The sequence below is a fragment of the Bosea sp. PAMC 26642 genome, assembly GCF_001562255.1.
Classification (GTDB): Bacteria; Pseudomonadota; Alphaproteobacteria; order Rhizobiales; family Beijerinckiaceae; genus Allobosea.
Genome location: NZ_CP014301.1, coordinates 3,638,797 through 3,654,153 on the forward strand (window position 1 = coordinate 3,638,797; position 15,357 = coordinate 3,654,153).

Sequence of the window (15,357 nt, forward strand, 5' to 3'; positions counted from 1 at the left end):
TAACCTCTCGATCATGATCGCTCCGACCAAACAAGGAGCGACGTTCAGGAGGAGTTGCCCATGAGATACCGCGCCATGGCCGGAGCGATTTCGGCCGCCTGCCTCCTCGCCCCCCTGCAAACCGCTCAGGCCAGGATCACACGCATCGAGATCGTTCGCAGCGAGCCTGCCTTCGGCGGCCAGTCCTTCGGCACGGTCGGCGTCTATGAACGCATCACCGGCAAGGCTTTCGGCGAGGTCGATCCCGACAATCCGGCCAATATCCGCATCCAGGACATCAAGCTCGCACCGCGCAACGCGCGCGGCATGGTCGAATACACGACCGATATCGATATTCTGAAGCCGAAGGACGAAGCCAAGGGCAACAACGTCCTGCTTTTCAACATCCTCAATCGCGGCAACAAGGGGCTGATGCAGCCCTTCAACCTCGACACCGGTACGGTGGCGGAGGCGAACGCCCTCGCCAAGGCCGGCGACGGGCTCCTCCAGCGCCAGGGCTACACGCTGGTCTGGTTCGGCTGGCAGGCCGATGTGCTGCCGGGCAGCAGCCGCATGACCATGCAGGTCCCGGTGGCCAGGAATTCGGACGGCTCGGCCATCACCGGTGTCGTTCGCGCCGAGTTGGCCGTCACCCAGGCCGCCAAAACGCAAAACCTCTCGAGCGGCTGGTTCACCACCACCACGCACGACTCCTACCCGACCGTGAGCACCGACAACAGGACGGCCCTGCCAGACGGCTTTCTGCCGACGCTGACCGTCCGCACGCGCGAAAACGCGCCGCGCACGCCCGTGCCCAACACGGAATGGAGTTTTGCGCGCTGCGCCGATGACGGCAGCAATGCGCCCGATGACAAGGCGATCTGCCTGAACGGTGGCTTCCAGCCGGGCCGGCTCTATGAGCTGCTCTACCGGGCCAAGGAGCCCAAGGTCCTCGGCCTCGGCTATGCCGCGGCGCGCGACCTCGCCGTCTTCCTGCGCGACGCGAAGGCAGACGAGACCGGCAAGCCCAATCCCGTCACCCGCCGGGGCCAGAAAACGATCGTGATGGGCACGTCCCAGTCGGGCCGCTTCATCCGCTCCTTCCTTCAGCTCGGCTTCAACCGGGACGAGGCCGGAAAGAAGGTCTATGACGGCGCTTTTCCGCATATCGGCGGTGGCCTGCTGCCGCTCTCCCTGCGCTTCGCCCAGCCTGGCCGTGCCTGGGGCGAGCAGATCGACAGGCTCTACCCGGCCTATGATTTTCCGTTCAACTACGCCCGTGTCCAAGATCCGCTGACCGGCCGCCGCCAGGGCATCCTCGACCGCTGCCGCGCGGACGGCTCCTGCCCGCTGGTCTTCCACGCAGCAACCGCGCTCGAACTCTGGGAAGGCCGCCAGTCGCTCGGCCTGACGGACCCGCTCGGCACGCGCGACATTCGCGACCCCACGAATGTCCGCACCTACATCATGGCCTCGACCCAGCACGCCGCGACGTCCTTGCCGCTGCCCACGGCCGCGCCATTCAATCAATGCCAGCAGCAGGCCAACCCGAACCCGCACAACTGGACGATGCGCGCCTTGCTCTCCAACCTGACGGCCTGGGTCCGCGACGGCGTCGCGCCTCCGCCCGCTGCGGTTCCACGCATTGCCGACGGCACGCTCGTCGCGCCTGATCAGGTCCGTTTCCCCGGCGTGCCGGCCAACAGCTATGGCAATGTCCAGCGCCCGGCGCTGCGCTTCATCGGCGCCTACAACCCCCTGCACCCGCTCGATTTCGGCAAGGGCTACAACGCTGCCGACGGTACCGGCGTGATTACGACCGAGCCGCCCAGGGTCAGGCCCGGCAGCTATGGCGTTCTCGTTCCGCAAGTGGACGCAGACGGCATCGACCTAGCCGGCATCAACAATGTCGTCACCGCCGTGCCGATCGGCACCTATACTGGTTGGAACTTGTTCCGGAAGGACCGGTTCGAGGACGGGTTCTGCAATTTCCAGGGCAGCTTCGTTCCCTTCGCCCGCACCAGGCAGGAGCGGCTCGACGCCGGCGACCCTCGCCCCTCGATCGAGGAGCGCTACCCAACGCCGCAGGCCTATTCCGACGCGGTCAAGGCAGCAGCCGAGCGGCTGGTTGCCAGGCGCTACCTGCTGCCGGAGGACGCCGCTCTGCTGACGGAGCAAGCGCGCAGCGAGGGCATCCGGCTGGCGCCTTGAGACGCCACTCAGCCAGCCGTCACGCGCCGCCAGAAATTCGAGGAGAAGCCCGGATCGACATGGCGGGCAAACTCCCGCCAATGCGGGAAGGAGGCTTCGAAGGTCGCGGGCGACATGCGCGCGTCCTTGTAGGGATTGACCCGCCCGCCGGCCGCGAGCGTGACACGATCCAATGCAGCAAGCAGGGCCTCAGTGCGCGCCCCCCGGTTTGAGAAATCGAGCGTCAGCGTCGCGCCGGCGATCGGGAACGACATCATCCCTGGCGACGGTACGTCGCCGAAGAGCTTCAGCACGGTCAGGAACGAGGCCTCGCCTGAAGCCTGCGTCAGCCGCAGCATCTCGTCCACCGCTCCCCGCGCCTGCGCCATCGGGATCGCGCACTGGAACTGGCGCAGGCCTTTGGGGCCATAGGCGCGGTTCCAGTTCGAAACCCGGTCGAGCGGGTAGAAGAACGGCCGGTAAGGAATGCGCCGTGCCTCCGGCGTTCTCGGCTGGGCCGCGCGGTAAAGCGCATTGAAGACCTTGAGCGTCACGCCGTTGATCAGCGGGACGGGCGCCATGATCGGAAACGGCAGGCGCCTTGGCGGCCGGGCGGGGGGCAGATCGGACGCCGAGGCGTGATTGGCCCGGAAGAACACGCCGCGTCCGAATGCGCCCCCGCTCGCCAGCGAATCGATCCAGGCGACGGTATAGTCATGGCTGCCGTCGGATTCGGCCGCGATCGCGAAGAAATGGTCGAGATTTGCGAAATGGATCGCCTCCTGCTTCATCTCTGCGGACGCGATCGGGATCAGTTGCAGCGTCACCTGCGTCACCAGTCCGGTCAGGCCCATGCCGCCGATCGTCGCCGCGAACAGCTCGCCGTTCATGTCCGGTCCGCAGGTCAGCCTCGTAGCGTCGGAGCGCACGAGCTCGAAGGCCAACACATGCCGCCCGAAAGTCCCGGCACGATGATGGTTCTTGCCGTGGACATCGTTGGCGAGCGCGCCGCCGACCGTGACGAAAGCCGTTCCCGGCGTCACCGGCAAGAACCAGCCCTGCGGCACGACATGGTCGAGCACCGTGTCGAGGAGCACGCCCGCCTCGCAGCTGAATACGCCGGTCTCGCGGTCGAAGGCCAGGATCGCGTCGAGCGCGCGCGCCTCGATCAGCGTGCCGCCGTCGTTGAGGCAGGAATCGCTATAGGAGCGGCCGTTGCCATAGGCCAGGACGGGAGCCTGCGAGCGGCCGGGCCCCGCGATCCAGGAGCCCGGCGACACGATCGCGGTGTTCCGCGCCGCAAGCCCGCCCCAGGATCGATGCCCGGATTCGCGCATGGTCACGGCACCAGCGTCGCTGCGACCATGATCGCGACCACGAAGGCGCCGATCACCTGGCTGCGCCAGTCGCGGATCATGAAGACGAGCGGATCGTCCGGCATCTGGCCGCGACGCGCCATGAACCAGATCCGCGCCATCTGATACAGGATGATCGGACAGACCAGCCAGATGATCTCGGGATGGCGATAGAGCTCCTTGACGGCGGCGCTGTCGACATAGAGCGCCATGATCAGCGCGCAGGTGCAGCCCGAGGCCATGCCCAGTTGCGACAAGGCCTCGATGTCCTCGGCCTGATAGCCCCGCCCGGCCTTTTTCAGGCCGGACTGGTCCTGCGTGATGCGCAGTTCGGCATAGCGCTTCACCAACGCAAGACTCAGGAACAGGAACATCGAGAAGGCGAGCAGCCAGGACGACAGCGGAATCGCAGCCGCCGCATTGCCGGCGAGGATGCGCAGCGTGTGCAGCGCGGCGAGCGCCAGCACATCGACCAGAAGCTTGCGCTTCAGGAAAAACAGATAGAGCAGCGCCAGCGTGAGATAGGCGCCAAGCGCCAGCAGGAACAGCGCCGGTTTCGGCACAAATGTCGCGAGGCTGAACGCCGTCAGCAGCAGCAGCGGTACGGCCGCATAGGCTTGGCCGGCCGTGATCTCGCCGGCCGCGAGCGGACGTTTGCATTTGGTCGGATGGCGCCGGTCGGCCTCGACGTCGACGATGTCGTTCAGCAGATAGATCGACGACGCCATCAGGCTGAAAGCAATGAAGGCAACGACGCCGTGGGAGAGTGCGTTCAGATCGAAGACGTCATGATTGAGCAGGATCGGAACGAAAACGAGCCCGTTCTTGAGCCAGTGATGCGGCCGCATCGCCCTGATCATAGCGCTATAGGACATCGCGGCGTCTGCTTCCCTTGATATCTGGCAGGGAGCAGGCCGAATTGCCGTCGTGACTGCACGACGATCGAACGGTGGTGATCACTGCAGCACCGTTCTCGTCGAAAAGTCCTAAATCAAGGTGGAAAGGCCGGAACGGAGATCATGATTTGGGGCGCATGATTAACGTTTGGTGCCCGCCGGCACGGGTAACGATCGACCGGCCGCCAATGATGAATATCAAAGACTGCCGTCAAGCAAGCGGCTCGACGGCCCGCGATGTCCCGCGCCTAACGATGCTCGGTCGGATGGCGGAAATCCGGTACGGCGTGGAGATGCAGATAAGCCTGGTCGAAGTCCCCGGCAGCCAGTTTGCGGATAAGAGGCGACCCGACCAGCGCCAGATCGAGAAAATGGTCGGAGCCCGAGTCTGTGGTCCGGCGCCTCTGATCTTGAGCAACTGGCCCGACAGGCTTTCTAACTCCCGACCGGCGGCCGGTCGGAGCCGACAATTTCCATTCCGGCACGGATTTGGCCGACATGCATCATGGATCGCGCCTTCCTTACAGTAAGCCGAAGCTATGTCCGTCGACGCGGAAGCCCGCCGCATCGTTCCGATCGCATCATGTGATCTGGTGTCCCTAGCTGACGCCACATTCGGAAAACATTTCGATCGCGAATGACCTGCCAGACGTCACCCACCGTCCCCTGGAGTTTTGATGCGCCCGTTGTTTGAAGACGCGCGCATAACAGTGCAGCCTGACGACACCCTTTCGTTTGGCAACCCGCAACCCGGCCTTGTATGCCGGGGAGCGATCTTCGGGAGGAAGATGACGCTCGGACTGGGCGACCGCCATATCTGACAAAAGCAGAACTGCTATCGCCGCTGCAATCGCGAAAAGCCGCATGGCCACCTCTAATTCCAGACGAAACGATAGATTACCGTGAGCGACGGTCAACGAAACTAGCGAGGCGATGATGGCCCGGCTGTCGAGCCTGTGGAACAGCATTCCATCGCTTGTTTTACCGGGTCACGCCGAACCACATCGCGGCCTGTTGGGGCAACTCCAAACAGGCCGCTTAATTCTATTTAATATCAGATACTTAAGTAAAGATTTTGGCGTCCCGGAAGGGATTCGAACCCCTGACCTACGGTTTAGGAAACCGTTGCTCTATCCTGCTGAGCTACCGGGACGCACGAAATTGCGTTTAGCATAAAGCGCATGGGGATGAAGCCACTTCTTTTCGGTTTTGCCGGTCTGGCCGCGCTGCCGCTGGCTGTGACGGCGCAGGAACCCTGCCGCGATGCCGTCCTCGCGGCGCCGGTCGTCCGGCTCTCCGGCATCGACCGGGACGGCGACCCGGTTCTCGGCGACGGCAGGACCCTGCGCCTCGTCGGTCTCGCGCCTAGGCAGGATGCAGAGGAAGCCGCGCGGTTCGCATCGGAGATCGCGGCCTGGAGCGGGCGCGAGCTCAGACTGCTCGTCCTTGCCGGCCGCGATCGCTGGGGTCGCCTGCCGGCGCGGCTCTATACGCTATCCGACGCCTCCGACCCACTGGACCTTGCCGAGGCGGTCCTTCAGGCCAAGGCCGCCCGGCGGTTGCCGGACCCCGCCTATCCGCCTTGCAATGCGGAAAAGAAACGTCCGGGTCCGGCCGGAGTCGCCTCGCCTTACCCTGCCGCGACGTCCGAGAGTATCGTCGATGGTCACGATATCGCCGCGTTGAAGGTGCAGGCGGGACGGATCGTCGTATTGGAGGGCCGTATCGCCTCTGTCGGCGAGCGCGCGCAACGGACTTATCTCAATTTCTCGCGACGGCGGGGAGAGGCTGCATCGATTGTCATGTCCCGTGGTCTTTGGCGCGAGATGCAGGATGCCGGCTGGACCGCGGCCGGGCTCGGCGGTAAACGCATCCGGGCGCGCGGGGTTCTGGCGGGGCAGGATGGTCTTCTGTTGGACGTAACCTCGCGAACCGCCCTGGATCTGATCGACTGACCCTGATGCTGGCGCTCTGGCGATACGCCCTCCCTCATCCGGCCCGAACCCTGTCGGCGCTGCTGCTTCCGGCGCTGCTGCTCGTCGCCTGCGCCGGCGAGCAAAGCGTGCTGCTGCCGCCGCAACGCCCGGCCGACGGCGAATTGGCGCCGAAGCTCGAACGCACCATACGTGCCTCGGATAGCGAGCATCTGCGCCTGCTGAGCGCCTTCGGCGGCGAATACCGCGCCCCCACGGCTCGAGCGGTGCTCGACGAGGTCGTGGCGCGGCTGGCCAAGGCCGGCGAGGGCCAGATCGGGATCTATGAGATCACGATCCTGAACTCGCCGGCCGTCAATGCCTTCGCCCTTCCAAACGGTCGGCTCTATGTCACGCGCGGCCTGCTGGCGCTCGCGAGCGATACGGCCGAGATTGCCTCGGTGCTGGCCCATGAGATCGCCCATGTCACCGCGCAGCACGCCGTGGAGCGAGCCGAGCGCGAACGCGAATCCGTCCTCGTCAGCCAGGTCGTGTCACAGGTGCTGAACGATCCGGCCGCGGGAGCCGCCGTCCAGGCCGGCTCGAAGCTTTCGCTGGCGCGCTTCTCGCGCCAGCAGGAACTGATCGCCGACCAGATCAGCGTGCGCAATATTTCGCGCGCCGGCTACGATCCCTATGGCGCGGGCCGCTTTCTTGCGGCGCTCGGCCGCAACACCGCTTTCCGCAACAGCGGCCAGAACCAGAGCGCCGACGACAAGCGGCTCGACATTCTCTCAAGCCACCCTTCGACGCCGGAACGGGTCGCGGCGGTGACGGCCTCCGCCCGCCAGATCGGTGCGCCCGGCATCGGCGAGCGCGAGGCAAGCCGCTGGCTGGCCGCGATCGACGGCATCGCCTTTGGCGAGGATCCTCGCGACGGCGTGGTCCGGGGGCGCCGCTATATAAACAGCGCGCTGCGCATCGCCTTCGCCGCACCGGACAGTTTCAGCCTCGAATCGGCGCGCGACATGGTCATCGGCGTCAGCGCCAACGGCGCCCAGGCGTTGCGCTTCGACTCGGTGACGCTGAAGTCCGACCAGACGCTGGAGGCTTATGTCGCCTCGGGCTGGATCGACGGAGTCGAGACACGCGTCGTCGAGACGCTCGATGTCGCAGGTCAGCCGGCGGTGATCGCCACCGGCAAGGGCACCGACTGGAGCTTCCGGCTGGCAGCGATCCAGTCCGGCTCGCGCGTCTATCGCTTCATCCTGGCAGCCAAGGGCAGCGCAGACCCGGAGCGCCCGATGCGCAGCGTGATCGACAGTTTTCGGAGCCTGTCGCCGGCAGAGGCGCAGGCCGCCAGGCCGATGCAGATCCGCCTCGTCGCGGCAGGCGATGGCGACACTCCCGCAAGTATGGCCGCGCGCATGGCGGGGCAGGAGCGCGCGATAGAACTGTTTCTGGTCCTGAATGGTCTGGAGCGGAACAGCCGGCTCGCGCTGGGTCAGCGCTACAAGATCGTCGCCGAATAGACTGGGGTTCAGGTCAGCGCATGGAGGCCTGCGGGTGGCTCTGGAGCAGCGCGCAGCGCAGCTTCTCCAGAGCCCGGTTCTCGATCTGGCGAACGCGCTCCTTCGAGATGCCGAGCCGATGTCCGAGCGCGTCGAGCGTACAGGTCTCCTCCACCAGCCGGCGCTCGCGCACGATCTTCAGTTCGCGCTCGGACAGAACGGCGAGCGCGGCCTGCAGCCAGCCGAGCCGGCGGTCGGCATCGATGCTGTCGCCGACGACCTCGTCCTGCAGCAACCCGTGATCGGGCAACAGGTCCATGCGCTCACCGCCCGAACCGTCATCCTCGCCGAGGGGCGCGTTCAAGGAGATGTCGGGGCCCGAAAGGCGCGCATCCATCGAGGCGACATCGGCCCGGCTGACGCCGATCCGGGTCGCGATCGCGCTGTAGACCGCCTCACCGATCCGCTCCTCGCCGCCGCGCGTCAACTTGGCGCGCAGACGCCGCAAATTGAAAAACAGGGCCTTCTGCGACGACGACGTGCCGCCGCGCACGATCGACCAGTTGCGCAGGATGTAGTCCTGGATCGACGCACGGATCCACCAGGTCGCATAGGTCGAGAACCGGACTTCGCGGGCAGGCTCGAAACGCGCGGCAGCTTCCAGCAGCCCGACATGGCCCTCCTGGATCATATCCGCCAAGGGCAGCCCATAATGCCGAAAACGTGAGGCCATCGCGATGACCAGCCGCATATGGGCCGATGTCAGCCTGTGCATGGCGGCCTGATCGCCATCGTCGCGCCAGCGCCGGGCTAAATGCTGTTCTTCCTCGCGTTCGAGAAAAGGCGCCGCCATCGCCGCCTTCACGAAGCTGCGATCTGCTCCGGAGATTTCGCTCATGGCCGCCTCCGCTGGGTACAGTGAGCGTTCTACGGCAGTGAAGGGACGCTGGATCACCCGTTCGGAATGAGTATGAGCTTTCGCCGGGCTGCCGGCCGTCACGCCGCGCTGGACCGTCAGGGCAGGAAACAGTGAAAGGAGACCGGGATGGCACTCGATCGTCGCATCGTCGAACTCTACGACGAATATACCCACAAGCCGCTCGACCGGCGCATCTTCATGAACCGGCTCGTGCTGCTGGCAGGCTCCGCCACGGCGGCCCAGGCTGCGCTGGCGCTGCTGGAGCCGAACTACGCCCAGGCCCAGCAGATCGCGCCCGACGATGCGCGCCTGACGACCTCCCGGCTCGACCAGACCGTCGATGGCGTCGCGCTGAAAGGTTACCTCGTCGCGCCCAAGGCTGAAGGACGGCGCGGCGGCGTCCTCGTCATCCACGAGAATCGCGGGCTCAACCCGCATATCGAGGACGTGACGCGGCGCATGGCGCTGGCCGGCTTCACCGCGCTCGGTCTCGATTTTCTCAACCCCCTCGGCGGCACCCTGGACGATCCCGACGCCGCCCGGGCTTTGTTCCCGCAGCTCACGGTCGACACGGTCGTCGCCCAGGGCCGCGCCGCGCTGAAGCTGCTGGCGGCGAGGCCAGATTCCACCGGCAAGACCGGGGCGCTCGGCTTCTGCTGGGGCGGCGGCGCGGTCAACGATCTCGCGGTCGCCGTTCCGGAACTGGCCGCCGGCGTCGTCTTCTATGGCCGCTCGCCCGAACTCGCCAAGGTTCCGCAGATCAAGGCCCGCCTACTGATCCAGCAGGCCGCACGCGACACGCGGCTGGTGCAGGCCCTGCCGGAATACGAAGCCGCGCTGAAGGCCGCCGGCATCCGCTACGAGGCGGTCGTCTATCCCGACGTCGATCACGCCTTCCACAACGACACCAGCGCCGAGCGCTACAATGCGACGGTCGCCAAACAGGCCTGGGAACGATCCGTGGCGTTTCTGGCGGCGGAAACGGGCGCGGCCTGAGGCGTTAATCCCGTCATTGCGAGCGAAGCGAAGCAATCCGGGAGGGCGTAGAGCACGCGGATTGCTTCGCTTCGCTCGCGATGACGGCAAACAAAAAACCCGGCGGTTGCCCGCCGGGTTTTTTATCTCATAGAAGGAAAGTCCGCTCAGGCAGCTTCTTCCTGGATGTCATCGTTGTCGCCTTCCGCATCGCCCTCGGCCGCTTCGGCCTCGGCGCCCTTCGGCAGGCGGCGCGGCGACTTGGCGAGCTGTCCCTCGATCTTCTTCAGCGCTTCAGTCTCGGTGACGTCGTCGACGACCGCGATCTCGCGGGTCATGCGATCGACAGCCGCCTCATAGAGTTGACGCTCGGAATAGGACTGCTCGGGCTGCGCCTCGGAGCGGTAGAGATCGCGCACCACCTCGGCGATGGCGACGAGATCGCCCGAATTGATCTTGGCCTCGTATTCCTGGGCGCGGCGCGACCACATGGTGCGCTTGACGCGGGCGCGGCCGGTCAGCGTCGTCAGGGCCTTGGTGACGCTCTCGGCATCGGCAAGCTTGCGCAGGCCGACGCTGGCGGCCTTGGCGGTCGGAACGCGCAGCGTCATCTTGTCCTTGGCGAAGCTGACGACGAAGAGTTCGAGCTTGAAGCCCGCGACTTCCTGCTCTTCGATCGCCGTGATCTGGCCGACGCCATGCGACGGGTAGACGACGAATTCGCCCGTCTTGAAACCCTGGCGCACAACAGCTTTCTTAATCACCGTGGACATGCCGTTACGACTCCTGACCGGACCGCTTGACGCGGGCTCGCGATTGTCCGTCTCCCGCCGGATGGCCGAAGACTCGGCGCCTGACGCGGGTCGGGTTCCACCCGTCGCCTCAGGCCGCCTTAGCCGGATGGTTCGATGCCTGCCATAGTGACGAAGAAACGATCAGCTCCGGGCTTTGCACCCGCTGCTCTTGATCATCGCTTCGTCTCAGGGAGCGCCCCGTTTGAAAAACCTCGCAGGGGCAAGCGGAACCAATTCGACTAAGTGAAGGTAATAGCACAAAAAACACGCCGAATCAAAGGTAAACCCAGACCGGCTTCTGGCGGCGCCGAGACAGCGCCTCTCTGGTTAACGGGATTCAGCGCCTGGGCGAAATTCAGTCGCCCTCGCCGGGCTCCGGCGAAAAATGCGCTTCGAGTTTGCCGGCCACGCCGTCGAAGGACTTGGCATCGGCCGGAGCATCTTTCTTCTGCGTGATGTTGGGCCAGCTCGATGCATATTTGGAGTTGAGCTGCAGCCAGCTTTCCAGCCCCGGCTCGGTGTCCGGCTTGATCGCCTCGGCCGGGCATTCGGGCTCGCAGACGCCACAATCGATGCACTCGTCAGGATGGATGACGAGCATGTTCTCGCCTTCATAGAAGCAGTCGACCGGGCAGACCTCGACGCAGTCCATGTACTTGCACTTGATGCAGTTATCGGTGACCACATAGGTCATCTGGCCAGGTCCTTCCTCATCCGTTCGTCAACGCCATAAAGCGCCGGCGCGCTCGGGTTTCAAGACTGAATTCGGGAGTGATATCAGCAGGAATTTCTCCGGAGCCATTGGTCAGGAGAAGAATCCGTCACGGCGAATTCATTTGCATACAAACAATAATCAATAACCGTCCGGCGCGATGACGGCAAGCGGCGCATCGCCGCGCGCCTCTGCTTCGAGCCGCTCGTAGAGCAGGCGGGCCTGCTCATAGGGGCCGCGCCGCTCGCCGAGCGACAGCAGGCGAACGACGATGGTGGCGTGCGGCAGGGCCAGCGTCAGCACGTCGCCAAGCTTCAGCCCGTGCCCCGCGCCGACGATCCGGCGCCCATCGACCCGGACGTGACCGGCTTCGATCAGCCGGGCCGCCGTCGCGCGCGTCTTTGCGAAGCGCGCGAACCAGAGCCATTTGTCGAGGCGCTGACGATCCTGCCGCAAGAGCCGCCTTTCCGTTCAACGCATCCCGACCGGCTCGCGCAGCTCCGTCAGGTCTTGCGACCTTCGAGCTGCGCCTTGAGGGCGGCGAGCTTGGCGAAAGGCGAATCCGGGTCGGGTTCGCGCTCGACGGGCCGGGGCCTTGGCGGCTGCTGGAAGCGCTCGCCGGAGCCACGCTCGTCGCGACGCTGGCCTCCGCCTGGTCGCCCATCGCGTTTGAAATCCGGTTTCGGGCCCCGTCCCTGCTCGGGCCGCCCGCCGCGCGGCGGCTGGCCCTGGCGCGGCTGGTCGTCGCGGCGTGGAGGCCTGTCGGGCCGTGCCACGGCAGGACCTGCGTCGGGGGTTCCCGCCGGTGTTGCTGCTGCAGGACGGTTCTGGCCGCCATCGCGGCGGCGGTCGTCCGGACGGCCCTCGCGATTCGGACGCTCGCCACGGCGACCACCAGGCTGGCGCTCCCCGGCCGGCGCGCCGTCGCGGGGGCCACGCCCGGTCTGTTCCGGCCTGCGTCCACCCTGATGGCGATGCGGCCTCCAGACCTCGAGCAACTCCGGCTCGGCCGGCGCCTTGGCCTCGACGACAGGCCCGGCAGGAGCCTCCTCGGTTGCAGGCACCTCGTCGGCAGTGACGGCCTCGGCAGCCGGCAGCACCGACATCATGTCGGCGGGCACAGGTTCGCGAACAGGCTCTGCCTCCGGTTCGGCGGCCAGTTCCGCCTGCGTCAGGATCGGCGCATCCGGCGTTTCCGTCGCCGCGGCCTCGACCGGCTCGGCGATGACGGCCTCGCTTTCGACACCCTCAGCCTCGGTAGATGCCGGCGTCTCTGCAACCGTCTCGGAGCTGGCCGGCCCTTCTGTGACGACCTCGGTCGCTTCCGCGCCCGCACCCGGGGCCTCCGCCGTCTCCGGTGTACCGGCAGCAGCCTCATCGACCTTGGCCGGCTCGACCTTGGGCTCCGGCGGCAGCGCAAGCGGCACCGTGATGGCCGGGCCCGGCCGCTTGACCGAGACATAGCCGAGCGAACGCAGGATCGAGGCGAAATCCTCCCCGGCGCAGCCGACGAGCGACGTCATCGCGCCTGTCGCCACGAACCCGTCCTGATCGGCGGCTCCGGTCGGGGGCGTCCCTTGAGTCAGGCCCGGACGATAGGCGATCGCCGGCCTGATCAGATCGGCAAGCCGTTCGAGAATATCGACGCGCACCGCCCGCTCGCCGCAGACGCGGTAGCCGGCGGCGCGATAGAGCCCCTTGGGGATCGCCTTGTCGACCGGGAACGAGGTCCGGCCCGACGCCGCCAGATGGGCAATGTCGTCCAGACCGCTCAGCTCGGGCCCGCCATGCTTCAGAGCCCAGAGCTGGGCGGCCAGCGCACGCGGCGCCGGCTTGAGAAGCGCGGGCACATAAAGGTGGAACGCCCCGAAGCGGATGCCGAGATTGCGCAGCGCGGCGCGGCCCTCCTGATCGAGCGCCTTCATCTCCTCGCCGACCTTGGTGCGCTCCAGTACGCCGAGCGATTCGGCTGTCTGATAGGCAATGCCGCGCGCGATGCCGGTCGCCGTCGCGGCGTCCTCCAGCAACTGCAGCGGCCCGAGCAGGCGGGTGACGTGGTTCTTCAGCCAGAGCGTCAGCCTAGCCTCGACCTGCTCGCGCGCCGCCCCCGCCAGGTGCTCCTCGACCAGCAGGCGCAAGCGCGGCTCGATCGCCTTCTCGCCGGCTGTGAGACGCGCCACCGGCTCGCCGATCCAGCGCAACAGCCCGTCATGCGACAGCACGAAAGCCTCGTCGCCCGCGAGCACGACGCGCGCGGCGCGCGCCTCGATCTCGCTGGCGAGCGCCTTCATCGCAGCCATGTTCAGGGCTTTCGCCTCCGGCCCGCCGGCTTTCGGGTCCGCGGTGAAGCGGAATCCCTGCAGCATCCCGACGTGCTGGCCCTCGACGAGCACATCGCCCGCCGTGGTGACCTCAGCCTCCAACATTGCATTCTCCCGCAAACGACGCATCAGCACACTCGTGCGCCGATCCACGAAACGGCTGGCGAGCCGTTCGTGCAAAGCGTCCGACAGCTTGTCCTCTACAAGACGCGCCACCCCCTGCCAATGCTCCGGATCAGGTAACCAGTCCGGACGGTTCGCGACGAAGGTCCAGGTCCGCACCTGGCTGATGCGGGCCGAGAGCGTGTCGATCTCGCCATCGGTGCGGTCGAGTGCCGCCAGCTGCGTCGCATACCAGTCGGCATCGAGCCGGCCATAGCGCATCAGGCGCAGATAGAGCGTGGTCGCAAGATCGGCGTGCTGCATCGGCGCGATCTTGCGGTAGTCGGGCAGCCCGCACACCTCCCACAGCCGCTCGACACCCGCCCGCCCCTTCGCCAGTGCCTTCACATCCGGGTCGCGCGCCAGGATCTCTAGCGTCGTCATGTCCTCGGCGATCAGAGCCCGCGTCAGACCCTGCTCGGTCGGCTGCTGGTTAAGGCTGTCGAGCAGCCCTTCGACAGAGCGTTGGTCGAGATCGGTATTGCGCCATTGCAACTGCCTGACCGGCTCGAAGCGATGGTTTTCGATGGCATCGACAAGATCGGCTTCGAAGGGTGGGCAGCGCCCGCTCGTCCCGAAGGTGCCGTCGCGCAGATGCCGGCCGGCCCGCCCGGCGATCTGGCCGAACTCGGCCGGGTTCAGCTTGCGGAAATGATGGCCGTCGAACTTCTTGTCGGCAGCGAAGGCGATATGGTCGACGTCGAGGTTGAGCCCCATCCCGATCGCATCGGTCGCGACGAGGTAATCGACATCGCCGGACTGGTAGATCTCGACCTGCGCATTTCGCGTGCGGGGCGAAAGCGCGCCCAGCACCACCGCGGCCCCGCCTTTCTGCCGGCGGATCAGTTCGGCGATGGCATAGACCTCCTCGACCGAGAAGGCGACGATGGCCGAGCGCGGCGGCAGGCGCGTGATCTTGCGGTCGCCGGCAAACAGCAACTGCGACAGCCGCGGTCGCGTCACGACATGGACGCCGGGCATCAGCTGCTCGATCAGCGGCTTCATCGTGCCGGCGCCGATCAGCATCGTCTCGGCACGGCCGCGCCGGTTCAGCAACCGGTCGGTGAAGACATGGCCGCGGTCGAGATCGGCCGCGAGCTGGATCTCGTCGATCGCAACAAAATCCACCGCGAGGTCGCGTGGCATCGCCTCGACGGTGCAGACCCAGAAGCGCGGCCGCTCCGGCTTGATCTTCTCCTCGCCGGTGACGAGCGCCACCGCATCGACACCGGCCTTCTCGACCACGCGCTGATAGACCTCGCGCGCCAGCAGCCTTAGCGGCAAGCCGATCATGCCGGTGGGATGAGCCACCATCCGCTCGATCGCCAGATGCGTCTTGCCCGTATTGGTGGGGCCGAGAACCGCCGTGACGCCGTTGGCGCGGGCAGAGCGAGGCAGGGAGCGAGATGAAATCAAGACGCGACCAATCGTAACCGCCAGACGCCCGCACAATCAGTCCGCCGCACCGGCGTCCTGCTCTGGCGCAGGGTCGACTCGTGACACTAGGAGATGGAACGAGTCCCGAACGAAGCAAGCCCGAATCGCGGACCTGGCCGGAATCGGGATTCGTTCTCAACCAGATGTCGCAGCGTCAGCCGCGAAGGCCACCACATCTGGAACCGCAGAACTC

Annotated in this window: 12 protein-coding genes and 1 tRNA gene; 4 read left to right on the forward strand and 9 right to left on the reverse strand. The window is 66.2% G+C overall.

Features of this window, described 5'->3' with window-relative positions; all coding sequences use genetic code 11:
* Positions 1-60 precede the first annotated feature (60 nt).
* Positions 61-2,190: an alpha/beta hydrolase domain-containing protein gene (locus AXW83_RS17500; RefSeq protein WP_066615488.1), complete on the forward strand. Its 2,130-nt coding sequence runs from the start codon at positions 61-63 to the stop codon at positions 2,188-2,190.
* 8 nt (positions 2,191-2,198) lie between these two features.
* Here the strand turns inward: AXW83_RS17500 and AXW83_RS17505 are convergent, their stop codons facing one another.
* From AXW83_RS17505 to AXW83_RS17520, 4 genes are all read right to left on the reverse strand, one after another.
* Positions 2,199-3,506, reverse strand: coding sequence for an FAD-binding oxidoreductase (locus AXW83_RS17505; RefSeq protein ID WP_066615490.1), 1,308 nt, complete (start codon positions 3,504-3,506; stop codon positions 2,199-2,201).
* A 2-nt stretch (positions 3,507-3,508) separates the two neighbouring features.
* Complete coding sequence (locus AXW83_RS17510) at positions 3,509-4,399, reverse strand: UbiA family prenyltransferase (protein ID WP_082767207.1); 891 nt, start codon at positions 4,397-4,399, stop codon at positions 3,509-3,511.
* Between the two features lie 620 nt (positions 4,400-5,019).
* The gene (locus AXW83_RS17515) at positions 5,020-5,388 is read right to left on the reverse strand and encodes a hypothetical protein (RefSeq protein WP_066615493.1); all 369 of its coding nucleotides are present in this window, start codon (positions 5,386-5,388) and stop codon (positions 5,020-5,022) included.
* A gap of 108 nt (positions 5,389-5,496) precedes the next feature.
* Positions 5,497-5,573: transfer RNA gene (locus AXW83_RS17520), tRNA-Arg, on the reverse strand.
* 34 nt (positions 5,574-5,607) lie between these two features.
* Here AXW83_RS17520 and AXW83_RS17525 point away from each other — a divergent pair.
* Together AXW83_RS17525 and AXW83_RS17530 are read left to right on the forward strand one after the other, a co-directional pair.
* On the forward strand, positions 5,608-6,375 hold the full coding sequence (locus AXW83_RS17525) for a hypothetical protein (protein WP_066615494.1): 768 nt from the start codon (positions 5,608-5,610) through the stop codon (positions 6,373-6,375).
* Positions 6,376-6,380: 5 nt separating this feature from the next.
* Complete coding sequence (locus AXW83_RS17530; protein ID WP_066615495.1) at positions 6,381-7,865, forward strand: M48 family metalloprotease; 1,485 nt, start codon at positions 6,381-6,383, stop codon at positions 7,863-7,865.
* A 13-nt stretch (positions 7,866-7,878) separates the two neighbouring features.
* On the opposite strand, the gene AXW83_RS17535 is transcribed toward AXW83_RS17530, so the two are convergent.
* A complete protein-coding gene (locus tag AXW83_RS17535) occupies positions 7,879-8,742 on the reverse strand; it encodes an RNA polymerase factor sigma-32 (RefSeq protein WP_066615497.1) in 864 nt (287 codons plus the stop codon).
* A 147-nt stretch (positions 8,743-8,889) separates the two neighbouring features.
* On the opposite strand from AXW83_RS17535, the gene AXW83_RS17540 reads away from it, so the two are divergent.
* The gene (locus AXW83_RS17540) at positions 8,890-9,759 is read left to right on the forward strand and encodes a dienelactone hydrolase family protein (protein ID WP_066615501.1); all 870 of its coding nucleotides are present in this window, start codon (positions 8,890-8,892) and stop codon (positions 9,757-9,759) included.
* A gap of 146 nt (positions 9,760-9,905) precedes the next feature.
* Here the strand turns inward: AXW83_RS17540 and AXW83_RS17545 are convergent, their stop codons facing one another.
* The 4 genes from AXW83_RS17545 to AXW83_RS17560 all read right to left on the reverse strand — a co-directional run bounded on the left by AXW83_RS17545 (position 9,906) and on the right by AXW83_RS17560 (position 15,140).
* A complete protein-coding gene (locus AXW83_RS17545) occupies positions 9,906-10,511 on the reverse strand; it encodes a CarD family transcriptional regulator (protein ID WP_066615502.1) in 606 nt (201 codons plus the stop codon).
* Positions 10,512-10,887: 376 nt separating this feature from the next.
* Positions 10,888-11,226 carry a ferredoxin FdxA gene (gene fdxA / locus AXW83_RS17550; RefSeq protein WP_066615504.1) on the reverse strand — a complete coding sequence of 113 codons (339 nt, stop codon included), beginning with the start codon at positions 11,224-11,226 and terminating at the stop codon, positions 10,888-10,890.
* Between the two features lie 159 nt (positions 11,227-11,385).
* Entirely contained in the window at positions 11,386-11,700 is a 315-nt protein-coding gene (locus AXW83_RS17555) for an RNA-binding S4 domain-containing protein (RefSeq protein ID WP_066615505.1), read from the reverse strand.
* Positions 11,701-11,747: 47 nt separating this feature from the next.
* Entirely contained in the window at positions 11,748-15,140 is a 3,393-nt protein-coding gene (locus tag AXW83_RS17560) for a helicase-related protein (RefSeq protein WP_066620708.1), read from the reverse strand.
* Positions 15,141-15,357: the final 217 nt, after the last annotated feature.